The sequence below is a fragment of the Streptomyces sp. PL-25 genome (genome assembly GCF_058344915.1).
Genome location: NZ_CP136997.1, coordinates 6,355,986 through 6,378,055, shown reverse-complemented (window position 1 = coordinate 6,378,055; position 22,070 = coordinate 6,355,986). Strand labels below are relative to the sequence as shown.

16 protein-coding genes are annotated in these 22,070 nt (G+C 72.2%); 11 read left to right on the top strand and 5 right to left on the bottom strand.

The features are described 5' to 3' along the window. Window positions 1-44: 44 nt before the first annotated feature. The 4 genes from R4Z62_RS28315 to R4Z62_RS28300 form a co-directional block, all read right to left on the bottom strand. Complete coding sequence (locus R4Z62_RS28315) at window positions 45-1,178, bottom strand: glycosyltransferase (protein ID WP_064536059.1); 1,134 nt, start codon at window positions 1,176-1,178, stop codon at window positions 45-47. Then, the gene (locus tag R4Z62_RS28310; protein ID WP_491521270.1) at window positions 1,175-4,057 is read right to left on the bottom strand and encodes a bifunctional glycosyltransferase/CDP-glycerol:glycerophosphate glycerophosphotransferase; all 2,883 of its coding nucleotides are present in this window, start codon (window positions 4,055-4,057) and stop codon (window positions 1,175-1,177) included. Before R4Z62_RS28310 ends, R4Z62_RS28315 begins: the two co-directional genes overlap by 4 nt. A gap of 398 nt (window positions 4,058-4,455) precedes the next feature. Then, complete coding sequence (locus tag R4Z62_RS28305) at window positions 4,456-6,900, bottom strand: MFS transporter (RefSeq protein WP_355485309.1); 2,445 nt, start codon at window positions 6,898-6,900, stop codon at window positions 4,456-4,458. Window positions 6,901-7,076: 176 nt separating this feature from the next. Beyond that, a complete protein-coding gene (locus R4Z62_RS28300; RefSeq protein WP_355485311.1) occupies window positions 7,077-7,520 on the bottom strand; it encodes an SRPBCC family protein in 444 nt (147 codons plus the stop codon). Window positions 7,521-7,724: 204 nt separating this feature from the next. On the opposite strand from R4Z62_RS28300, the gene R4Z62_RS28295 reads away from it, so the two are divergent. The 4 genes from R4Z62_RS28295 to R4Z62_RS28280 all read left to right on the top strand — a co-directional run bounded on the left by R4Z62_RS28295 (window position 7,725) and on the right by R4Z62_RS28280 (window position 11,636). Next, window positions 7,725-8,846: an Rv2578c family radical SAM protein gene (locus tag R4Z62_RS28295; protein ID WP_216826781.1), complete on the top strand. Its 1,122-nt coding sequence runs from the start codon at window positions 7,725-7,727 to the stop codon at window positions 8,844-8,846. A 147-nt stretch (window positions 8,847-8,993) separates the two neighbouring features. Then, window positions 8,994-10,592, top strand: a complete 1,599-nt coding sequence (locus tag R4Z62_RS28290) for an alpha/beta hydrolase (protein WP_491521269.1) — start codon at window positions 8,994-8,996, stop codon at window positions 10,590-10,592. A 66-nt stretch (window positions 10,593-10,658) separates the two neighbouring features. Beyond that, on the top strand, window positions 10,659-11,057 hold the full coding sequence (locus R4Z62_RS28285) for a RidA family protein (protein WP_491521268.1): 399 nt from the start codon (window positions 10,659-10,661) through the stop codon (window positions 11,055-11,057). A 12-nt stretch (window positions 11,058-11,069) separates the two neighbouring features. Continuing rightward, window positions 11,070-11,636 carry a GNAT family N-acetyltransferase gene (locus R4Z62_RS28280; protein ID WP_491521267.1) on the top strand — a complete coding sequence of 189 codons (567 nt, stop codon included), beginning with the start codon at window positions 11,070-11,072 and terminating at the stop codon, window positions 11,634-11,636. 30 nt (window positions 11,637-11,666) lie between these two features. Here the strand turns inward: R4Z62_RS28280 and R4Z62_RS28275 are convergent, their stop codons facing one another. After that, complete coding sequence (locus R4Z62_RS28275) at window positions 11,667-12,242, bottom strand: adenylosuccinate lyase (protein ID WP_355485317.1); 576 nt, start codon at window positions 12,240-12,242, stop codon at window positions 11,667-11,669. A 408-nt stretch (window positions 12,243-12,650) separates the two neighbouring features. Here R4Z62_RS28275 and R4Z62_RS28270 point away from each other — a divergent pair, with 408 nt between their 5' ends. The 7 genes from R4Z62_RS28270 (at window position 12,651) to R4Z62_RS28240 (ending at window position 22,052) form a co-directional block, all read left to right on the top strand. Continuing rightward, window positions 12,651-14,456, top strand: a complete 1,806-nt coding sequence (locus tag R4Z62_RS28270; protein ID WP_064536052.1) for a 3-hydroxyacyl-CoA dehydrogenase family protein — start codon at window positions 12,651-12,653, stop codon at window positions 14,454-14,456. 199 nt (window positions 14,457-14,655) lie between these two features. Beyond that, a complete protein-coding gene (locus tag R4Z62_RS28265; RefSeq protein WP_064537725.1) occupies window positions 14,656-15,504 on the top strand; it encodes a TetR family transcriptional regulator in 849 nt (282 codons plus the stop codon). 402 nt (window positions 15,505-15,906) lie between these two features. Next, complete coding sequence (gene ccrA / locus R4Z62_RS28260; protein ID WP_355477396.1) at window positions 15,907-17,244, top strand: crotonyl-CoA carboxylase/reductase; 1,338 nt, start codon at window positions 15,907-15,909, stop codon at window positions 17,242-17,244. A 7-nt stretch (window positions 17,245-17,251) separates the two neighbouring features. Beyond that, entirely contained in the window at window positions 17,252-19,324 is a 2,073-nt protein-coding gene (locus R4Z62_RS28255; protein ID WP_355477313.1) for a protein meaA, read from the top strand. Further along, window positions 19,321-20,295, top strand: coding sequence for an HpcH/HpaI aldolase/citrate lyase family protein (locus tag R4Z62_RS28250; RefSeq protein ID WP_355477311.1), 975 nt, complete (start codon window positions 19,321-19,323; stop codon window positions 20,293-20,295). Before R4Z62_RS28255 ends, R4Z62_RS28250 begins: the two co-directional genes overlap by 4 nt. A 5-nt stretch (window positions 20,296-20,300) precedes the next feature. Further along, window positions 20,301-20,846 carry a MaoC family dehydratase gene (locus R4Z62_RS28245; protein WP_064536047.1) on the top strand — a complete coding sequence of 182 codons (546 nt, stop codon included), beginning with the start codon at window positions 20,301-20,303 and terminating at the stop codon, window positions 20,844-20,846. Further along, a complete protein-coding gene (locus tag R4Z62_RS28240) occupies window positions 20,847-22,052 on the top strand; it encodes an acyl-CoA dehydrogenase family protein (protein ID WP_064536045.1) in 1,206 nt (401 codons plus the stop codon). Window positions 22,053-22,070: the final 18 nt, after the last annotated feature.

The window sequence follows — 22,070 nt, the reverse complement described above, 5'->3', positions numbered from 1 at the left end:
GTCGTCGGTGTACCTGGGGCCGGCCCGGTCGAGGGTGCTCGCCGCTACCGCTCCAGGAAGTCGAAGAGCCGCTCCCAGCGGTCGGTGATCGCGTCCGGGTCGAAGCGCCGCACACTCCGCAGGGCCTGCTCGCCCATCCGGTCGCGCAGTTCCTCGTCGGACATCAGCCGCACCAGATGGCGGGCGAGCTCGGAGGTGTTGCCGGGCCGGGCCAGCAGCCCGTCCTCCTCGTGGCCGACGATCTCGCGGACGCCGGGCGCGCAGTCGAAGGCGACACAGGGCACCCCGCTCGCCATCGCCTCCAGCAGCACCAGCGGGAAGCCCTCGCCGCGGGAGGACTGCACGAAGACGGAGGAGGCGCGCAGCGCGCCGGGCACGTCGTCGGTCTGCCCGGCGAAGTCCACCGAGTCCTCGACGCCCAGTTCGGCGCACCGGCGGCGCAGGTCGGCCTCGGACTCGCCGCGGCCGTAGATCCGCAGGGTCCAGCCGGGCTGCTGGGGCGCGGCCTCGGCCCAGGCGTCCAGGAGCAGGTCGACGCCCTTCTCGTGGGAGAGCCGGCCGATGCTCGCCACGACCTTCTCGGTGCGCGGGGACGGCGCGCCGGGGGCCAGGGGCAGCGGGTTCGGCATGAAGCCGAGGTTGTTCATGCCCTCGCCGACCCAGCGGTCGGCGTCCTCCTGGGTGAGGGCCAGCAGCCGGTCGACGGTGCCGTAGTACTTCTTCACCCGGCCGAAGCGGGACGACTTGCGGGCCGTCTCGAAGGACTCGTGGGTCATGCCGATCACGGTGTGCCCGGCGGTGTCCGCGAGGGCCACCCACTCCATCGCCCACACCTGCGTGACGATGATGACCGCGCCGGGCGCTGCGGCCCGGAAGAGGCCGGTGAGGCGGCTCGCGGCGGCGCGCATGTGGGCGTCGTGGCGGCGCACGGCCGGGTCGGCGGAGCCGAGCAGTCGGCGGGGGCGCGGGCGGCCCGGCGGGCGGCGGGCGTACAGCGTGACGGTGCGGAACGGCGGGTTCTCGCCGAGGTCCATCGGGTGTCCGGCCGGGGCGATGCCGGCGATGGTGACCCGGTGGCCGCGGCCCGCGAGCAGTGTCGCGAGCTGGGCCTGCCAGCGGCCGACGCCGCCGAGTTCGTCGACCTCGTTGGCCACGAAGAAGATGTCGCGCTGGGTCATCGGGCCTCTCCCGCGGGGCCGAAGAAACGGTCCACGATCTGCGCCGCGGCGTCCCCGCGGTCGTACTCGCCGTACTTGTCCACGAACTCCTTCAGCCGCGCCTCGTACGTGGCGTGCACGGCGTCCAGGTCGCCGATGGCGGCGAACAGCTCCTCCGGTGTGCGCGGTGCCGGGCCCGGCGCCTCCGCGAGCAGGTCGAAGTAGGTGCCGCGGGTGTCCCCGGCGTACTCCTCCCAGTCGTGGACGTAGAACACCAGGGGGCGCTGGAGCAGGGCGTAGTCGAACATCACCGAGGAGTAGTCGGTGATCAGGGCGTCGGCGAGCAGCAGCAGCGGGGTGATGTCCGGCTCCGCGCTGACGTCGATGACGCGCCCGGCCACCGAGGGGGGCAGGGTGAGCCGGTTGAGGTAGTGGGCGCGCACCAGCAGGACGTGGTCGTCGCCGAAGCGGTCGGCGTACTCCTCGACGTCAAAGGGGAACGCGAAGTCCCGTACCCGGCCGTCGCGGTGGGCGCGGAAGGTGGGCGCGTACAGCAGCACCTTCTTGGCCGGGTCGATGCCGAGGCGCTCGGCGAGGCGCCGGGCCCGGGGGTCGGGCGCGGTGGACTCGCGGGCGCGGACCAGGGCGTCGTTGCGCGGGTAGCCGGTGCGCAGGAGCTTGTGCTCGGGGATGCGGTAGGCGCGGGCGAGGGTGCGCACATCGTGCTCGCTGCGGACCACGAAGTGGTCGAAGCGGTCCAGGGCCTGCTGGTAGGAGCGCTGCTCCTGCTCGGACTGCATGCGCTGGGAGGGCTCGTCGAAGCCCATCCGCTTGAGCGCGGAGCCGTGCCAGGTCTGGATGTACGTCGTGCCGGGTCGCTTGGCCAGGCGCAGCGGGAAGCCCTGGTTGTCGATCCAGAACTCGGCCTGGGCGAGCGCCTTGAGGTACCGCCACGACCAGCGGCGCACCAGCTCGGCGTCCTCGGGGAAGCCCTTGGGCCTCTCGCCCGCGTAGGACCAGATGGCGGTGACGGGCACCTCGCGGCGGCGCAGCTCCTCGTAGATGGCGCGGGGGCTGTCGCTGTACTGCTTGCCGAGGTGGCTCTCCAGGACGACGGTGCCCTTGCGGATGGGCAGCCTGGTCAGCATGCGTTCGTAGACCTGGAGCTTGCGGGCGCCGGAGTTCAGGTCGCGGCGCACGGCGCGCAGCTTGCGGTAGGCGCCCTTGGCGGCGCGCGCGGGGCGGCCGTGCAGGTTGCGCCGGACGGCGGCGTGTCCGGCGCGGGCGGCCTGGCCGTGCTGGGCGAGCCGGAAGGCGAGGTGGCCCTTGGCGGACACCTGGGCCTCGATGCGGTCGGCCAGCAGCCGGGTCAGCCGCGGCCGGACGGGCAGGGCCTCGGTGTTCTCCAGGTCGACCGTGCCGACGGTGAGCCGGCTGGTGGTCCTGGTGCCGTCCGCGGTGAGGTGCAGCCGGACGTCCCAGACGTCGTCGATGATCCCGAGCGGCCGCAGGCGGCGGCTCAGGGGCACCTCGGCCCGCCAGGCGATGGTGTCGCCCTCGTGGCTGAGGGCGGTGACCGGGAAGCTGAACGTCTGCAGGCTGCGCCGCCTGGCCCGGAACTCCAGCTCGGCCGAGAGCTTCGCGCCGGGGGCGATGACACCCAGCGGGTTGACGATCTCCCCGGCGAGCCGGACGTCCCCGTCGTGCGCGGTGTAGTCGGTGAGCCGGTTGCGCAGGGACATCTGGTTCAGGCGCTTGGCGTGGTAGCCGAGGGTGGTGACGTCCAGTACGGCGCGCATCTCGGGGTCGTCGAGGTGGCGGTCGGTCCAGTAGATCCGGCCGTCCCGCTCGGCCAGCGGGGTGGCGATCTTGTGCCGGTTGATCAGGGTGTCGATGGCCGGCATCAGGCCGGCCCAGTCCTCGCGCAGCAGCAGCTGGGCGCAGATGGCGTGGACGCGGTCCAGCTCGGCGTAGGCGGCCTCGGGGAAGTCCTGGACGTAATCGCGGGCCAGTTCGGCGAAGCCGTGCCGGTAGTCGTCGTCGAGGAAGGGCAGTTCCCGCAGGTAGAGCACGAGGTCGTGCTTGAGGAACTTGATGTCCTTCCACAGCTTCAGCCGCTCCTGGCCCTGGCGGTCCAGGAGGGCGTCGATCCGGCGGTGGATCTCGACCCGGTCGGCGAAGTTCCTGATCTCGCCGCGCCGGTTGCTGATCGACTTGGCGGCGGTCTTCTCGACCACGTTCCAGTGGTAGACCGTGTTCGGGATCAGGGTGATGCGCCGGGCGGCCAGATACGCCTGGGCGGAGAACAGCAGGTCCTCGTAGTGGATGCCGCGCGGGAAGGCCAGGTCGTTGTCGACGAGGAAGCCTCGCCGGTAGCACTTGTTGGTCGACAGGGTGTCGAAGACGAACAGGTCGGGCAGCTCGGCGACCGATTCGAGGGTGCGGGTGGTGCGGTACATCCACGGGTACCAGGCGACGCGCTTGCCGTGCCGGTTGTCGGTGTACACCCGGACGCACAGGCCGGAGACGAGGTCGGCCTCGGTGCGGTCGGCGGCCTCGACCATGTTGCGGCACGCGTTGCGTTCCAGCGTGTCGTCGCTGTCCAGGAACATCACGTACCGGCCGCGGGCGGCCTTGACGCCCTGGTTGCGGGGCTCGCCGCAGCCGCCGCTGTTCTCCGGGAGCCGGATGGCGCGCACCGTGCCGGGGTGGGCCGCGGCGAGCGCCTGCGCGACAGCGAAGGAGCCGTCCGTCGAGCAGTCGTCGGCGATGATCACCTCGACATTGCGCAGAGTTTGCTCGAGAACGGAACCGACGGCCGTGGAAAGTCGCTCCTCGTCGTTGTAGACGATGACGACAACACTCACGTCCGGCTCGGGCGCGACGCTCGACACGGCCACCTCTCGTCTCTGTACCGTGGGGGGTTTGCGATGGGGCGGACGCCACCCTACAACCCGTAGGGTCCGCACCGGCCCCCGCCCCCTTCAAACTACGTCAATGCGACAATACGCCGCTCCGCTGACACGCTGGGTCGCGGACCGCGCGTCCGTCCGCCGCCGGGCACGCCCGCCGCGCGTCGGCGCGCACGCGGGTCGGCCGGGCGGCGCGGGGGCGCGAACTGCGGCCCGCCGGGCGGTACTTCACCGTACGCCGGGGCGGCGGCCCGGGGCTCGACGGTACCGTGCCGCCGCGGCACCGGTCCGCCGGGTCCCGGGCCGCCGGGTCCCGGGCCGCCGGGTCCCGGGCCGCCGGGTCCCGGGCCGCCCGGGGGTCACCTGTGGATCACGGGCGGCACGGGTCAGTCCTCGTGACCGAGCTGGAGATCGCGTTCGGTGCGTCCGCCGCCCGCGACCTGGAGCACCGTGGCGACCGGCGGGTACCCGGCCGCGATCACGGTGTACTCGCCGGAGGACAGGTCCACGAACCGGAACGTTCCGTCGGGTCCGGTGGTGAGTGTGTCGACGACGTTGCCCGCCGCGTCGAGCAGCGTCACGCGCGCGTCCTCGACGACACGGCCGCCGCTCGCCCGTACGGTGCCGCGCAGTACGGCGCCGCCCGCCAGCTCGACGTCCTGGCGGGTCTCGCGGGCGGCCTGCACGCTGACCGGCAGCGCGGCCGGGCGGAAGGCGGGCGCGCTGGCGGCGAGGGTGTACTCCCCCGCGACCAGCTCCGTGATGACGTAGCCGCCCTCGCGTCCGCTGCGGGTGCTGGCGACGACCTCGCCGTGCACATTGGTGAGGGTGACGGTGGCCTCGCGCACCGGGCTGCCGTCCGCGGTGCACACGGTGCCCGCCAGGCGTCCGGCGCCGCCGAGGACCACGTCGAGTTCCACGGGGCGCTCGCCGACGGTCACCGAGACGGCCTGCGGCTGGTGGCCGCCGGCCGAGGCGATCAGGACGTACGAGCCGCTGCCCGGCGTGGACAGCGCGTACCGGCCGTCCTCGCCGCTCGCGCCCCGCCCGATCTGGAGGCCGCCGACGTCGATCAGCGTGAGGGCCGCGCGCGGCACGACGGTCCCGTCCGCGTGCTGCACCGTGCCGCACACGGGGACTCCGGCCGGGTGGGGCACCCGGGCCGGCGGCACGTCGGCGGGGACGTACGCCACCGGCTCGGTCTCGAAGGCGGCCGGGGCGTGGGTGTTGTGGGACACCAGCGGTTTCTCCTTGAGGAAGAAGGCGATGATCAGGCCGAGGACGAGCACCGGGACCAGATAGAGGAAGATGCGCGGCATGGCGTCGGCGTACGCCCGGATGTAGGCGTCGCGCAGGGCCGGCGGCAGCGCGCGGACCGTCTGGGGGGTGATCGACTCGGGGTCGGGGAGGGCGGCGCCCGCGCGCGCGGGCAGGCGCTCGCGCAGGGCGTCGGCGAGGCGGCCGGCGAAGAGGGTGCCGAAGACGGCGGCGCCGACGCTGCCGCCGATCTGCCGGAAGTAGTTGTTGGCGCTGGTCGCGGTGCCGAGGTCGGCGGGGCGCACGGAGTTCTGCACGGCGAGCACGAGGACCGGCATCACCAGGCCGATCCCGGCGCCGAGGACGGCCATCCACAGGCTGTACGCCGCGCGGGAGGTGTCGACCTCCAGACGGGACAGCAGCCACATGCCGACGGCGGACAGGGCGCTGCCGAGCAGCGGGTACATCCGGTAGCGGCCGGTGTGGCTGATGAGCTGGCCGGAGACGATCGACGCCACCACGATGCCGCCCATCATGGGCAGCATCAGCAGTCCGGACTCGGTGGCCGAGGCGCCGTCGACCATCTGGAGGAAGGTCGGCAGATAGCTGGCCGCGCCGAACAGGGCGACGCCGATGACCAGGCCGACCAGGCCGCTGATGTTGAAGACGGAGTCGCGGAAGAGCCGCAGCGGGATCAGGGGCTCGGCGGCGAAGCGCTCGGCGACGACGAAGAGGACGCTGGCGGCGGCGGCGCCCGCGCCCAGGCCCAGGATGACGCGGGACCCCCAGGCGTACTCCGTGCCGCCCCAGCTGGTCAGCAGGACCGCGCAGGTGGAGGCGGCGCCGAGCAGCAGGGTGCCGAGGAAGTCGAAGCGCGCCCTGGTGCGCGGCCGGGGCAGCTTCAGCACCAGGGTGACGACGAGCAGCGTGACCAGGCCGAAGGGCACGTTGACGTAGAAGCACCAGCGCCAGGACAGGTGGTCGGTGAAGTAGCCGCCGAGCAGGGGTCCGGCGACGGAGGCCAGTCCGAAGGCGGCGCCGATGAGCCCCATGAACCGGCCGCGCTGCCGGGGCGGCACGATGTCCGCGATGATCGCCTGGACGCCGATCATCAGACCGCCGGCGCCGAGCCCCTGCACGGCGCGGTAGGCGATCAGCTGGTCCATGCTCTGCGCCCGGCCGGCCAGCGCGGAGCCGATGACGAAGACCGCGATGGCGAACTGGAAGACGCCCTTGCGGCCGACCAGGTCGCCGAGCTTGCCGTAGACGGGCAGTCCCACGGTGGCCGTGAGCAGATAGGCGGTGATCGCCCACGACATCTTGTCCAGGCCGTGCAGTTCCCCGACGACCTTGGGGAGCGCGGTGGCGACGATCATCTGATCCAGGGCGGCCAGCAGCAGCGCGAGCATCAGACCGACGAAGACCAGCCGGACCCGCCGCGGGCTGAGGGCGTCGGCGCCGGCCGGGGGCGCGGCGGGGTCCGGGCCGGCCGCGACGGGATGCGGACCGGTCGCGGCGCGGGTCCCGGCCCGCGCCACGACCGGTTCGTCCTGCGCCAGAGTGATCCCGCCCACGTGTCCTTCTCCCTCGTCGCACCGTCGCGCTCGTCGCACTCGCGCGGATTGCGCGCGTAAAGCGACAACTGCGGACAGCGCGCCGGGTTACGGCGCCGGGCGGGGCGGTGCGGAGATCACCCGAACCGGTGAAGGAGTCAACATGGGCGGGGAAGAGGCGAGTTGCCCCGGCGGTGCTACTTCTCGACCTCGGTGGCGAGGTTGGCGAGCAGGGCTTCGTAGATCCGGCCGAGGCCCTTGGGGGCGAACGTCTTCTCGAAGAAGCCGCCGATACCGCCCGCGCCCTGCCAGGTGGTGGTGACGAGGACCCGGGAGCTGCCCTCGCCGGCCGGGGTGACCCGCCAGGTGGTCACCATGGACGAGTTGCGGTCCTTCTCGACCAGTTCGCCGTCGGTGGGCTCGCTGACCTCCAGGAGGCAGTCGCGGATCCGCTTGCTGGTGGCCTGGAGCTTCCAGTGGACGAGGGTGCCCTCGCCGTCGCCGCCCTCACGTACCTCGTACTCGCTGAAGTGCTGGGGCAGCAACCGCCCGCGGGTGCCGCTGTAGTCGGCGAGGGCGTCGAACACCTTCTCCGCGTCCGCCGCGACGACCCGCTCCGTAGTGGCCTCGACCTGCGCCATGGGGTTCCTCCAGGACATCCGTTCTCAGGGTGGGGGGCAAGCCAACCACCCCGCTCGCCGGGCACCCAAATCGGGGTGCGGCAAGTGATCGGACCCGGCGCGCGGGGCGATCGGGAACGGTGCCGGAACGGCCCGGCCGCGGTCGTCCGCACGATCAAGGGAACAAGTGTTCTATTCTGTGGGCAGTGCTACCGAGGAGGCGTCATGCGCTGGGACAACCTCACAGCGGGCCCCGTGAACCCCGAAGACCCGGCGGGCCCGGCAGAACCGGCAGACTCCCGGGACCCCGGCGAGCCCGCCGTCGAACACGGCCGGGCGGACGCGGCGCTGTTCGGCGCCGACGCGGTCACGGTCCGCACGTTCGACACCCCGGAATTCGCCGGGATCACCTTCCACGAGGTCCGGGCCCGTTCGATCGTCAACCGGGTGCCCGGCGCCTCCCGGATGCCGTTCGAATGGACGGTCAACCCCTATCGGGGCTGCACGCACGCGTGCGTCTACTGCTTCGCCCGCAAGACGCACAGCTATCTGGACCTGGACACGGGCCTCGGCTTCGACACCCAGATCGTGGTCAAGGTGAACGCCCCCGAGCTGCTGCGCCGCCAGCTCTCCGCCCGCCGCTGGCGGGGCGAGCACATCGCGATGGGCACCAACGTCGACTGCTACCAGCGCGCCGAGGGCCGCTACCGGCTGATGCCGGGCATCATCTCCGCGCTGCGCGATCACGCGAACCCGTTCTCGATCCTGACCAAGGGCACGCTGATCCTGCGCGACCTCGATCTGCTGAAGCAGGCCAACGAGGTCACCGACGTGGGCATCTCGGTCTCCGTGGGCTTCACCGACCCCGGGCTGTGGCGCACCGTGGAGCCGGGCACGCCCGCGCCGGAACGCCGCCTGGACGTCGTGCGCACCCTCGGCGAGCACGGCATCGGCTGCGGGGTGCTGATGGCGCCGGTGATCCCCTTCCTCGGTGACGACCCGGCCCAGCTGCGGGCGACGGTGCGGGCGATCGCGGCGGCGGGCGCCACCTCCGTCACACCGCTGACGCTGCACCTGCGGCCCGGCGCCCGCGAATGGTTCATGGCCTGGCTCGCCGCGCACCACCCGCATCTGGTGCGCCGCTACGAGCGCCTGTACGCCGACGGCTCCTACGCCCCCAAGTGGTACCAGCGCCGCATCACCGGCCAGGTGCACGAACTGGCCCAGGAGTACGGCATCGGCCCCGCGCGCGCGGGAGCGGCCCGCCGCATCCGCCCGGACCGGCCGCTCGCGCATCCGGCGGACACGGCCGGGCCGAGCGAGCCCGTACAGCTCTCGCTCCTCTGAGACGGTGCCGGTGATCGTTCGAGGGCACCGGCCCGACCAATCGGGTCAATAAGGTTCATAATGCGGCGCACCGGAGGCGCCTTCCGGGACGATGCGGCGAGGATCGCGGGACGCGCGGTCCGCAGCCTCTCCGTCCTGGGAGGACGCATGAGAAGACGCGCCGCCGTACTGTGCGGTGCCGCGCTCGTCGTGGCCGGCTCTGTCACCGCCGCCCCCGCCGACGCGCGCACCGCGCACCCCGCAGCCGCCCCGACCGCCGGGATCAGCTGGAAGAAGTGCGGCACCACCGACCGTCCGACCCTCCAGTGCGGCACCGTGCGGGTGCCGCTGGACCGCCGCGCCCCGTCCGGGCGGCAGGTCTCGCTGGCACTGACCCGCATCCCGCACACCGCGCGGACCTCTCAGGGCCCGCTGCTGGTCAACCCCGGCGGCCCCGGGGGCAGCGGGCTCTCCCTCGCCGCCTTCGTCGCCTCGGCGCTGCCGAAGGCGGTCGCGGCCCAGTACGACGTCGTCGGCTTCGACCCGCGCGGGGTGGGCGAGAGCGGCCCGGCGCTGGACTGCGCGCCGGGCCACTTCAAGGCGGTGCGCCCGGACTCGGTGCCCGCCACCCCGGCCCTCGAACAGGCCGGCCTCGCGCGGGTGCGCTCCTTCGCCGACGCCTGCGCGCGCAAGTACGCGAGCGTGCTGCCCCACATCGACACCGTGGACGCGGCCCGGGACATGGACGCCGTCCGCGAGGCCCTCGGGGCGCCGCGGCTCAGCTACTTCGGCTATTCCTACGGCACCTACCTCGGCGCGGTGTACGCCAAGCTGTACCCGCACCGGGTGCGCCGCCTGGTGCTGGACTCGGTCGTCGACCCGGCCGGGATCTGGTACGAGGACAACCTGCGGCAGGACGTGGCGTTCGACGCCCGCCACCGGGCGTTCCTGGCCTGGGTCGCCCGCAACGACGCCGCCTACGGGCTGGGCACCGATCCGGCGGTGGTCGAGGCGAAGTGGTACGCGATGCGGGCGGCGCTCGCGCGCGAGCCCGCGGGCGGGAAGGTGGGCGCCTCCGAACTGGAGGACACCTTCATGCCCGGCGGCTACTACAACGGCTACTGGCCGCTGCTCGCCCAGGCGTTCGCCGCGTACGCGAAGGACGGGAAGAGCGACGCGCTGGTCGCGGCCTACGACGACCTCGGCGCCGTGGACGCCTCCGGGGACAACGGCTACAGCGTCTACACGGCGGTGCAGTGCCGTGACGCCGCCTGGCCGCGCGACTGGCGGCAGTGGCGCGCGGACACCTGGGCGGTGCACGACAAGGCGCCGTTCATGGCCTGGAACAACGCCTGGTACAACGCGTCGTGCGCGTTCTGGCCGGTACCCGCCGAGCGTCCTCTGGACATCGCCAACGACGCGCTGCCACCGGTGCTCCTGTTCCAGGCGACCGACGACGCCGCCACGCCGTACGAGGGCGGGGTACGGGTGCACCGGATGCTGGCCGGGTCCCGGCTGGTCGTCGAGGAGGGCGGCGGCAACCACGGCGTCACGCTGAGCGGGAACACCTGCCTGGACGGGCATCTGGCGGCGTATCTGCGCGACGGCACCGTGCCGCGCGCCCAAGGCGGCGCGGCGGCCGACGCCGTGTGCCCGAAGACGCCCGACCCGAAACCGCTGAGCGGCAAGGCCGCGGCGCCCGCGCACGGCACGGGTGGGGCGCGCGGGGCCGCGGCCCTGCACGACCTGGTCCGCTTCCGCGGCTGACCACCTGACGCACCCTCGGGGCGGGGGCGGGGTCCGGCTGTCACACCCATGGTCCACCATGGGGGCATGAGCGAGCTGACCAGAATTCCCGCGCCCGAGGGCGTCGCCCCCGCACCCCCGTACTCCCACGTCGTCATGGGCACCGGCCGCCTCATCGCCGTCTCGGGCCAGCTCGCCCTGGACGAGGACGGGCGGCTGGTCGGCGAGGGCGACCCGGCGGCCCAGGCCCGCCAGGTCTTCGAGAACCTGCGCCGCTGCCTGGCCGCCGCGGGCGCCGGCTTCGACGACGTCGTCAAACTCACCTACTTCGTCACGGACATCGCCCACCTCCCCGCCATCCGCACGGCCCGCGCCGCCCACATACCCGACGATCGCCTCCCCGCCTCCTCCGCCGTCCAGGTCGCCGCCCTGGTGCGCCCCGAATTCCTGATGGAGATCGAGGCGTTCGCGGTCGTGAGCGGGTGAGCGGGTGAGCGGGTGAGCGGACCCCGGGTGCGCGAGACGGCCCTCGCCGGCTGCGACCGCGTGGCCGAGATCCGCGTCCACGGCTGGCGCACCGCGTACCGGGACCTGATGCCGCGCTCCTTCCTGGACGCGCTCAGCGTGGAGCGGGACGCCGAGCTGCGCCGCGCTCTGCTCGCGCGGGAAGACAGCAGGACGGTCGACCTGGTCGCCGTGGGAGCGCCTCCCGGCGAGCCGGGGCAGCCGGGGCAGCCGGGCGGGGACGGTGAAGTCCTGGGCCGGGCCTGCCACGGACCCCACCGGGACGGTGAGGTCGCCACCGATGACGCCGAGTTGTACGCCCTCTACGTCGATCCGCGGTGGCACGGCCACGGCATCGGGCACGGGCTGCCGGCGGAGTCCGTGCGCCGGTGCGCCGCGGCCAGACACCGCGGATGTCCCCGTGGGTGGTGGAGGGCAACACCCGCGCCCGGCGCTTCTACGAACGCGCCGGGTTCCGGGCCGACGGTGCCGTCGTCTCCTCCGAGGGTCGACGGTGTCGCCGTGCCCGAGGTGCGGTATGTCCGGGGGCTGAGCGGCTGAATGTCCGGGGGCTGAGCGGCTGAGGCGCGGTCAGTTGCGTTTCGGGAGACGGGCCAGGGCGTGGACCGCCGCTTCGGCCAGCGGGGGGTGGGCCAGGGCCTCGTCGAGGACCGGGCGGGCGCGGGCGTCGCCCAGGGCGCCGAGGCCCTCCACACAGGCCAGCGCCACCCGGCGGTAGGGGTCGTGCGGGTGCAGCCGGCGGCGCAGGGTGGTGATCAGCGCGGGCACGGACTCCGGGGCGCGCAGGGTGACGAGCAGGCGCACGGGGTGCAGGGCGTAGGCGACGCGGAGTTCGTTGGTGGCGAGGGCCGCCGCCGCGCGGGCCGTGCGGGGGTCGCCGAGGCGGCCCAGGGCGTACGCGGCGCTCGCGCAGCGCGGCGGGTCGCGGTGGTTGAGCAGCAGGACGAGGGACTCGAAGGCGCGCCGGTCACCCGCGAGGCCCAGCCGGAAAGCGGCCAGTTCCCTGGCCCACAGCGGCCGTCCCGCGGCGGTCAGGACGGCGGCCAGCTCGTCCGGGTCCTCGGTCCGCGCCAGTCGCCGGTACTCGGCCGTCCCTCCGGACTCCTGCCGTAAGCGTTCCGTGAGTGATCGCAACTCTTCGTCCACGAAGGCCACGATAGAGGCGTGCCGGGCCGCACGGGACACCCCGCGCGCAGCAAACTCAGGGGGCTAGCGCGCTCGTTACCCACGGGTTAAGCTCAGACGAGCGAGTTACCCACTCGCATCGACTCGTGGCGGCCTGGTGACGCAGCCACCGCGAGTGCCGTCGGTCCGGTGCCCCCTGGTACCGGCGCGTGTACCGCTGTACGACCCGGCTCCGGGACAGAGCCGGCCGGCCTCGTGCCGCACGGGCGTGTGCGCGTCCGCGGCGCGGGCTCCCGGGCGTGTGCGCCAGGACCTGACGGTCCTCGGCAGCCCGGCAACACCCGCACCCCCTCCCTCCGCACCCGGTGCGCCCGCTCGGCGCACCCGGTCGCGTTCCCAGTCGTCACCCCTCATTCCTGGAGTCCCGCGATGGCCGCTCCCCGCCCCGACACCCCCCTGTCCCCGCTCAAGACCGTGGCCGTCGTCGGCCTCGGCACCATGGGCACCGGCATCACCGAGGTCCTGGCCCGCGCCGGCCGCGAGGTCGTCGGCATCGACATCGACGAGGCCGCGACCGCCCGGTCCGTCGCCGCCCTGGAGTCCTCCACCGCCCGCGCCGTGGCGCGCGGCCGGCTGACCGAGCAGGAGCGCGCGGACGTCCTCGCCCGCGTGCGCACCTCGGCCGATCTGTCCGCCGCCGCCGACGCCGACCTGGTCATCGAGGTCGCGCCGGAGTCGTACGAGATCAAGCAGCAGATCTTCCGCGAGCTGGACCGCGTCGTGCGGCCCGGGACCATCCTGGCGACCGGCACCAACGCGCTGTCGGTGACCCGGCTCGCCGCCGACTCGGCCCGTCCCGAGCGCGTGCTCGGCCTGCACTTCTTCAACCCGGCCCCGGCGATGCGGCTGGTGGAGGTGGTCTCCTCGGTGCTGACCTCGCCACAGGCCGTCGCCGCCGTCACCGACCTCGCCGCCGAACTGGGCAAGGAGCCGGTCGCGGTCGGCGACCGGCCCGGATTCGTCGCCGACGGGCTGCTGTTCGGCTACCTCAACCAGGCCGCCGCGATGTACGAGGCCAAGTACGCCTCACGGGAGGACATCGACGCCGCGATGCGGCTCGGCTGCGGCCTGCCGATGGGCCCGCTCGCCCTGCTCGACCTGATCGGCGTGGACACCGCGCGCACCGTCCTGGAGGCCATGTACGCCGCCTCGCACGACCGGCTGCACGCGCCCGCGCCGATCCTCAGGCAGCTCAGCGAGGCGGGCCTGACCGGCCGCAAGGCGGGGCGCGGCTTCTACACCTACGAGTCGCCGGGCAGCGGCACCCTCGTGCGGGACGCCCTCACCCCGCCGGAGGGCGACGCGCCCGCCCCCGGCCGGCCCGTGCGCGTGATCGGGGTGGCCGGCTCGGGCACCATGGCGTCGGGCATCGCGGAGGTGTTCGCGAAGGCGGGCTACGAGGTGGTGCTCGCCGCGCGCACCGCCGGGAAGGCGGAGGCGGCCAGGGCCCGGATCGGCGGCTCGCTGGCGCGCTCGGTGGACCGGGGCCGGATGAGCGCCGAGACCGCCGCGCAGGCCCTCGACCGGATCACGGCCACCGGCACGTACGACGACTTCGCGGACGTCGACCTGGCGGTGGAGGCCGTCGCCGAGGACCTGGCCGTCAAGCAGCAGGTGTTCGCGACGCTGGACAAGGTCTGCAGGCCGGGCGCGGTGCTCGCCACCACCACGTCCTCGCTGCCGGTGATCGCCTGCGCCCGTGCCACCTCGCGCCCGCAGGACGTGGTCGGCATGCACTTCTTCAACCCGGCCCCGGCCATGAAGCTCGTCGAGGTGGTGCGCACGGTGCTGACGGCGGACGACGCCCACGCCACGGTCCGCGAGGTGTGCGCCGAGGTCCGCAAGCACCCGGTGGACTGCGGCGACCGGGCCGGTTTCATCGTCAACGCGCTGCTGTTCCCGTACCTCAACAACGCGATCAAGATGGTCCAGGAGCACTACGCGAGCCTCGACGACATCGACGCGGCGATGAAGCTGGGCGGCGGCTATCCGATGGGGCCCTTCGAACTGCTGGACGTGGTCGGTCTGGACGTCTCGCTGGCCATCGAGAAGGTGCTGCACCGCGAGTTCCGCGACCCGGGCCTGGCCCCGGCGCCCCTGCTGGAGCATCTGGTGGCCGCGGGCTGCCTCGGCCGCAAGACGGGCCGCGGCTTCCGTGAGCATGCCCGGCGCTGACCGCTCCGGCGGCCGGTCCCGGCCCGCGGAGGGACGATCGCGGCCGGCAGAGGAGCGGTGCGGGCCGGGCAGCGAGCGGTTCCGGGCCGCGAGGGAGTGGGGCGGTCTGCTGGACCCGGCCGCCCCGCCCCCGCCCGGCCAGGGTGGTGAAGGCCGGGGACCTGCGCATCGGGCCGCGCCCATGCAGTACGTTCAGGTCATGCCCCAGCCCGCCAAGTCCTCACGCACCCCCGCCACGCCCGACGCGCCGGAGAGCGCCGCGGGCTCCCGCGCCGCCGCGCAACGGCTCAAGATGCGCCGGGAGCTGGCCGCCGCCGCGATGGAGCTGTTCGCGACGAAGGGGTACGAGGCGACCACGGTCGACGAGATCGCCGCGGCGGCCGGGGTCGCCCGCCGCACCTTCTTCCGCCACTTCCGCTCCAAGGAAGAGGCGATCTTCCCCGACCACGACGACACCCTGATCCGGGCCGAGGCGGTGCTGAACGCCGCCCCCGCGCACGAGCATCCGCTCGACACGGTGTGCCGCGGCATCAAGGAGGTCATGAAGATGTACGCGGCGCGGCCGGAGATCTCGGTCGCCCGCTACAAGCTGACCCGCGAGGTGCCCACGCTGCGCGAGGCGGAGATCGCCTCGGTGGCCCGCTACGAGCGGCTGTTCACCCGCTATCTGCTGGGGCACTTCGACGAGCGGGCGCACGCCGACGACGCCAACGACGATCCGCTGCTGGCCGAGGTCGCCGCCTCGGCGGTGGTCACGGCGCACAACCACGTGCTGCGGCGCTGGCTGCGGGCGGACGGCCGGGGCGACGTGGAGACCCAGCTCGACCACGCGTTCGCGATCGTCCGCAGGACCTTCGGGACCGGGATCGGGGCCGGCCGCACCACGGCGGCGCCGGCCACCGCCGCCTCCTCGGCCGGGGCGCCCGGAGCGCCCGTGTCGCCCGCCGCCGTCTCCCGGCAGGGCGAGGTGCTGGTGACGGTCGCCCGGACCGACGCCCCGCTGGACGAGGTCATGCGCGCCATCGAGGAGGCACTGAGGGAGCGCTGAGCCACGACCGCTGTGCCGACGGCCACCCCCTCGGGGGTGGCCGTTTTGGTGTGTCCGGGCCTGTTTTCGAGCGATCCTCCACCCGCGCACGATCGATCATCGCTCATCTGTCGGGTAAAGATTTCACCTGAGCGCAATATCTGGCACTCAGTGCCTTGTCAGCTGACACGCGGTGTCATACGTTGAAGGTGTCCGGGCTGTCCCGGCAGGCCCACCGCCTGCGCGCCCTGACGCCTGCGTCACAGGCACCCTCCCGCGCCACAAAGCGCCGCCACGCACCAGCCGCCGCACCCGCGGCAACCGCCGGACCGACGGCACCTCCTCTGCACCCCTCAGCAGCACCGACGTACCCCTCAGCGCCCCTCCCTCAGGGCGCTCACCGCCGGAGGCAACACCGTGACCGTGAAGGACATCCTGGACGCGATCCAGTCCCCGGACGCCACGTCCGCCGACTTCGCCGCCCTGCCGCTCCCCGAGTCGTACCGCGCGATCACCGTGCACAAGGACGAGACGGAGATGTTCGCCGGGCTGGAGACCCGCGACAAGGACCCGCGCAAGTCGCTGCACCTCGACGAGGTGCCCCTGCCCGAACTCGGGCCGGGCGAGGCCCTGGTGGCCGTCATGGCCTCCTCGGTCAACTACAACTCGGTGTGGACCTCGATCTTCGAGCCGCTGTCCACGTTCGGCTTCCTGGAGCGCTACGGCAAGGTCAGCGAGCTGACCCGCCGCCACGACCTGCCGTACCACATCATCGGTTCCGACCTCGCGGGCGTGGTCCTGCGCACCGGGCCCGGCGTCAACGCCTGGCACCCCGGCGACGAGGTCGTCGCGCACTGCCTGTCCGTCGAACTGGAGTCGTCCGACGGCCACAACGACACCATGCTCGACCCCGAGCAGCGCATCTGGGGCTTCGAGACCAACTTCGGCGGCCTGGCAGAGCTCGCACTGGTGAAGTCCAACCAGCTGATGCCCAAGCCGGACCACCTCAGCTGGGAGGAGGCCGCCGCCCCCGGCCTGGTCAACTCCACCGCCTACCGCCAGCTCGTCTCCCGCAACGGCGCCGGCATGAAGCAGGGCGACAACGTGCTCATCTGGGGCGCGAGCGGCGGACTCGGCTCGTACGCCACGCAGTTCGCGCTGGCCGGCGGCGCCACCCCGATCTGTGTCGTCTCCTCGCCGCAGAAGGCCGAGCTGTGCCGGGCCATGGGCGCCGAGGCGATCATCGACCGCACCGCCGAGGACTTCCGGTTCTGGAGGAACGAGCACGAGCAGGACCCGCGCGAGTGGAAGCGCTTCGGCAAGCGCATCCGCGAACTCACCGGCGGCGAGGACGTCGACATCGTCTTCGAGCACCCCGGCCGCGAGACCTTCGGCGCCTCCGTCTACGTCACCCGCAAGGGGGGCACCATCGTCACCTGCGCCTCCACCTCGGGCTACCACCACGAGTACGACAACCGCTACCTGTGGATGTCGCTGAAGCGCATCATCGGCTCGCACTTCGCCAACTACCGCGAGGCGTGGGAGGCCAACCGCCTGATCGCCAAGGGGAAGATCCACCCGACGCTCTCCAAGGTCTACGCCCTGGAGGACACCGGGCAGGCCGCCCACGACGTGCACCGCAACGCCCACCAGGGCAAGGTCGGCGTGCTCTGCATGGCCCCCGAGGAGGGCCTCGGGGTGCGCGACACGGAGCTGCGCGCCCGGCACGCCGACGCCATCAACCGCTTCCGGAACGTCTGAGGGACCCATGACTGAGCGTCAGACCGCGCAGCCGCCGAAGGAGCGCGACCGGCCCTGGCTCATGCGCACCTACGCCGGCCACTCCACGGCCGAGGCGTCCAACGAGCTGTACCGGCGCAACCTCGCCAAGGGCCAGACCGGCCTGTCGGTGGCGTTCGACCTGCCGACGCAGACCGGCTACGACCCCGACCACGTCCTCGCGCGCGGCGAGGTCGGCCGGGTCGGCGTGCCGGTCGCGCACCTCGGTGACATGCGCCGGCTGTTCCGGGACATCCCCCTGGAGCAGATGAACACCTCGATGACCATCAACGCCACCGCGATGTGGCTGCTGGCGCTCTACCAGGTCGTCGCCGAGGAGCAGGGCGCGGACATCACCCGGCTCCAGGGCACGACCCAGAACGACATCGTCAAGGAGTACCTGTCCCGGGGCACCCATGTGTTCCCGCCGGGTCCCTCGCTGCGCCTGACGACGGACATGATCGCGTACACCGTCTCCCACATCCCCCGGTGGAACCCGATCAACATCTGCAGCTACCACCTCCAGGAGGCCGGGGCCACACCGGTGCAGGAGATCGCCTATGCGATGTCCACGGCGATCGCCGTCCTGGACGCGGTGCGCGACAGCGGCCAGGTGCCGCCGGAGCGCATGGGCGAGGTGGTGGGCCGGATCTCCTTCTTCGTGAACGCGGGGGTCCGCTTCATCGAGGAGATGTGCAAGATGCGCGCCTTCGGCCGCATCTGGGACCAGGTCACCCGGGAGCGCTACGGCATCGAGAACCCGAAGCACCGCCGCTTCCGCTACGGCGTCCAGGTCAACTCGCTCGGCCTGACCGAGGCGCAGCCGGAGAACAACGTCCAGCGGATCGTCCTGGAGATGCTGGCCGTCACCCTCTCCAAGGACGCCCGCGCCCGCGCCGTGCAGCTGCCGGCCTGGAACGAGGCCCTGGGCCTGCCCCGCCCCTGGGACCAGCAGTGGTCGCTGCGCATCCAGCAGGTGCTCGCCTACGAGTCCGACCTGCTGGAGTACGACGACATCTTCGAGGGTTCGAAGGTGATCGAGACGAAGGTGGACGAGCTGGTCCGCCCGGTGCTCGGCGAGATGGACCACATCCAGCGCCTCGGCGGCGCGCTGGCCGCCGTGGAGTCCGGCTATCTGAAGTCGCAGCTGGTCGCCTCGCACGCCGAGCGCCGGGGCCGGATCGAGTCCGGCCAGGAGAAGATCATCGGCGTCAACGTCTTCGAGGGCACCGAGCCGAACCCGCTCACCGCCGATCTCGACACGGCGATCCAGACGGTGGACCCGGCGGTCGAGGACCGCGTCGTCGAGGCGGTCGAGCAGTGGCGCACCACGCGACAGGAGTCCTCCGACCGGCAGGGCATGGGCGATCCGTTCCACTTCCCGACCGTGCGGCAGGCGCTCGACCGGCTCAAGGAGGCGGCCGCGGGCACGGAGAACCTGATGGAGGCCACTCTGGAGTGCGCCCGCGCCGGGGTGACGACCGGCGAGTGGGCCGGGGCGCTGCGCGAGGTGTTCGGCGAGTTCCGGGCGCCGACCGGGGTGTCGTCCGCGCCGGTGGCCGTCACCGCCGAGGAGGGCTCGGCCCTGTCCGGGGTGCGTCGCAAGGTGGACCTGACCGCGCGCGAACTGGGCGTGGGCAAGCTGCGCTTCCTGGTCGGCAAGCCGGGTCTCGACGGCCACTCCAACGGCGCCGAGCAGATCGCCGTACGGGCCCGTGACGCCGGGTTCGAGGTGGTCTACCAGGGCATCCGGCTCACCCCCGAGCAGATCGTGGACGCGGCGCTCGCCGAGGACGTGCACGCGGTCGGCCTGTCCATCCTGTCCGGCTCGCACGCGCGGCTGGTGCCGGACGTGCTGGAGCGGCTGCGTGTGGCCGGTGCCACAGACATCCCGGTGATCGCCGGTGGCATCATCCCAGGCGGTGACGCCGAACAGCTGAGGGCCGCCGGAGTGGCCGCCGTCTTCACCCCGAAGGACTTCGACATCACCGGCATCATCGGTCGCATCGTCGACGAGATCCGGAAAGCGAACAAGCTCGACCCCCTGGAGGTTCCCGTATGACCAGCCCCGCTCCCCAGGCCGACCGTCTGCGTCCGCGGCGCTCGTGCCTGGCCGTCCCGGGCAGCAACCCGCGCTTCCTGGAGAAGGCGCAGGGACTTCCCGCCGACCAGGTCTTCCTGGACCTGGAGGACGCGTGCGCGCCGCTGGCCAAGCCCGAGGCGCGGCACACCATCGTCAAGTTCCTCAACGAGGGCGACTGGACGGGCAAGACCCGGGTGGTCCGGGTCAACGACTGGACGACCGAGTGGACGTACCGGGACGTCGTCACCGTGGTGGAGGGCGCCGGCCAGAACCTGGACTGCGTCATGCTGCCCAAGGTGCAGAGCGCCCAGCAGGTGGTGGCGCTCGACCTGCTGCTGACGCAGATCGAGAAGACCATGGGCTTCGAGGTGGGCCGTATCGGCATCGAGGCGCAGATCGAGAACGCGCAGGGCCTCAACCACGTCAACGAGATCGCCGCGGCCTCCCCGCGCCTGGAGACGATCGTCTTCGGACCGGCCGACTTCATGGCCTCCATCAACATGAAGACGCTGGTCGTGGGCGAGCAGCCGCCGGGCTATCCGGCGGACGCCTACCACTACATCCTGATGAAGATCCTGATGGCCGCCCGCGCCCACGACCTCCAGGCGATCGACGGCCCCTATCTCCAGATCCGCGACGTCGACGGCTTCCGCACGGTCGCGGGGCGCGCCGCCGCGCTCGGCTTCGACGGCAAGTGGGTGCTGCACCCCGGCCAGGTCGAGGCCGCCAACGAGGTCTTCTCGCCCTCGCAGGAGGACTACGACCACGCCGAGCTGATCCTGGACGCGTACGAGTACTGCACGTCCGAGGCGGGCGGCAAGAAGGGCTCGGCGATGCTCGGCGACGAGATGATCGACGAGGCCAGCCGCAAGATGGCCCTGGTCGTGGCGGGCAAGGGACGGGCGGCCGGGATGCGGCGCACGTCGAAGTTCGAGATCCCGGAGGGCTGAGCGCGATGCGGTTCGGACGCACCTACGAGGAGTTCGAGGTCGGCGCGGTCTACAAGCACTGGCCCGGCAAGACGGTCACCGAGTACGACGACCATCTGTTCTGTCTGCTCACCATGAACCACCACCCGCTCCACCTGGACGCGCACTACGCCGAGTCGACGACGGACTTCGGCAGGAACGTCGTCGTGGGCAACTACATCTACTCGCTGCTGCTCGGCATGTCCGTGCCGGACGTCTCCGGCAAGGCGATCGCCAACCTGGAGATCGAGTCGCTCAGGCACGTGGCGCCGACCTTCCACGGCGACACGCTCTACGGCGAGACGACGGTGCTGGACAAGTGGCCGTCGAAGTCGAAGGACGACCGCGGCATCGTGCACGTCGAGACCAAGGGCTACAAGCAGGACGGCACCCTCGTGTGCGTCTTCCGCCGCAAGGTGATGGTGCCGACCGGGACGTACATCGAGGAGCGCGGCTGGGGGCCCCTCCCAGGCCATTCAGGCACTGGGGGAGAGCAGCCCGGCCGGCCCGAGCTGAAGGAACAGGGGAAGTAGATGAGCCGTCTCGCCCAGACCCACGGTCTCACCGACGTCCAGCAGGAGATCGTCTCCACCGTGCGGGACTTCGTCGACAAGGAGATCATCCCGGTCGCGACCGAGCTGGAGCACCGCGACGAGTACCCGCAGCAGATCGTGGACGGCCTCAAGGAGCTGGGGCTGTTCGGTCTGATGATCCCCGAGGAGTACGGGGGCCTGGGCGAGTCGCTGCTGACGTACGCGCTGTGCGTGGAGGAGATCGCGCGCGGCTGGATGTCGGTGTCCGGCATCATCAACACCCACTTCATCGTCGCGTACATGCTCAAGCAGCACGGGACGCGGGAGCAGAAGGACCACTTCCTGCCGAGGATGGCCCTCGGCGACATCCGCGGCGCCTTCTCGATGTCGGAGCCGGCGCTCGGCTCGGACGTGTCGGCCATCACGTCCAAGGCGGTGCGCGACGGCGACGAGTACGTCCTGACCGGGCAGAAGATGTGGCTGACCAACGGCGGTACGTCCTCGCTGGTCGCGGTGCTGGTGCGCAGTGACGAGGGTCACCCCGAGGGGACGGCCCCGCACAAGTCGATGACGACCTTCCTGGTGGAGAAGGAGCCCGGCTTCGGCGAGGTCCGGCCCGGTCTGACCATTCCCGGGAAGATCGACAAGATGGGCTACAAGGGCGTCGACACCACCGAGCTGATCATGGACGGGCTGCGGGTCCCGGCCGACCGGGTGCTCGGCGGCGCCACCGGCCGGGGCTTCTACCAGATGATGGACGGGGTCGAGGTCGGCCGGGTGAACGTGGCGGCCCGCGGCTGCGGGGTCGCCCGGCGCGCCTTCGAGCTGGGTGTGGGCTACGCCCAGCAGCGGCACACCTTCGGCAAGCCGATCGCCCGGCACCAGGCCATCCAGTTCAAGCTGGCGGAGATGGCCACCAAGGTCGAGGCGGCCCATGCGATGATGGTGAACGCGGCCCGGAAGAAGGATTCCGGACAGCGCAACGACCTGGAGGCGGGCATGGCGAAATACCTGGCCTCCGAGTACTGCAAGGAGGTCGTCGAGGACGCCTTCCGGATCCACGGCGGCTACGGCTTCTCCAAGGAGTACGAGATCGAGCGCCTGTACCGCGAGGCGCCGATGCTGCTCATCGGTGAAGGTACCGCCGAGATCCAGAAAATGATCATCGGCCGGCGACTGCTCGAAGAGTATCGAATCCAGGGCTGAATGTCCGCATACGGGGTG

Coding starts and splice junctions, on each gene's coding strand:
- R4Z62_RS28290 (WP_491521269.1), top strand. CDS start 8,994: ATGAGAAGACGCGCCGCCGTACTGTGCGGTGCCGCGCTCGTCGTGGCC.
- R4Z62_RS28295 (WP_216826781.1), top strand. CDS start 7,725: ATGCGCTGGGACAACCTCACAGCGGGCCCCGTGAACCCCGAAGACCCG.
- R4Z62_RS28315 (WP_064536059.1), bottom strand. CDS start 1,178: ATGACCCAGCGCGACATCTTCTTCGTGGCCAACGAGGTCGACGAACTC.
- R4Z62_RS28245 (WP_064536047.1), top strand. CDS start 20,301: ATGCGGTTCGGACGCACCTACGAGGAGTTCGAGGTCGGCGCGGTCTAC.
- R4Z62_RS28240 (WP_064536045.1), top strand. CDS start 20,847: ATGAGCCGTCTCGCCCAGACCCACGGTCTCACCGACGTCCAGCAGGAG.
- R4Z62_RS28300 (WP_355485311.1), bottom strand. CDS start 7,520: ATGGCGCAGGTCGAGGCCACTACGGAGCGGGTCGTCGCGGCGGACGCG.
- R4Z62_RS28270 (WP_064536052.1), top strand. CDS start 12,651: ATGGCCGCTCCCCGCCCCGACACCCCCCTGTCCCCGCTCAAGACCGTG.
- R4Z62_RS28265 (WP_064537725.1), top strand. CDS start 14,656: ATGCCCCAGCCCGCCAAGTCCTCACGCACCCCCGCCACGCCCGACGCG.
- R4Z62_RS28250 (WP_355477311.1), top strand. CDS start 19,321: ATGACCAGCCCCGCTCCCCAGGCCGACCGTCTGCGTCCGCGGCGCTCG.
- R4Z62_RS28255 (WP_355477313.1), top strand. CDS start 17,252: ATGACTGAGCGTCAGACCGCGCAGCCGCCGAAGGAGCGCGACCGGCCC.
- R4Z62_RS28285 (WP_491521268.1), top strand. CDS start 10,659: ATGAGCGAGCTGACCAGAATTCCCGCGCCCGAGGGCGTCGCCCCCGCA.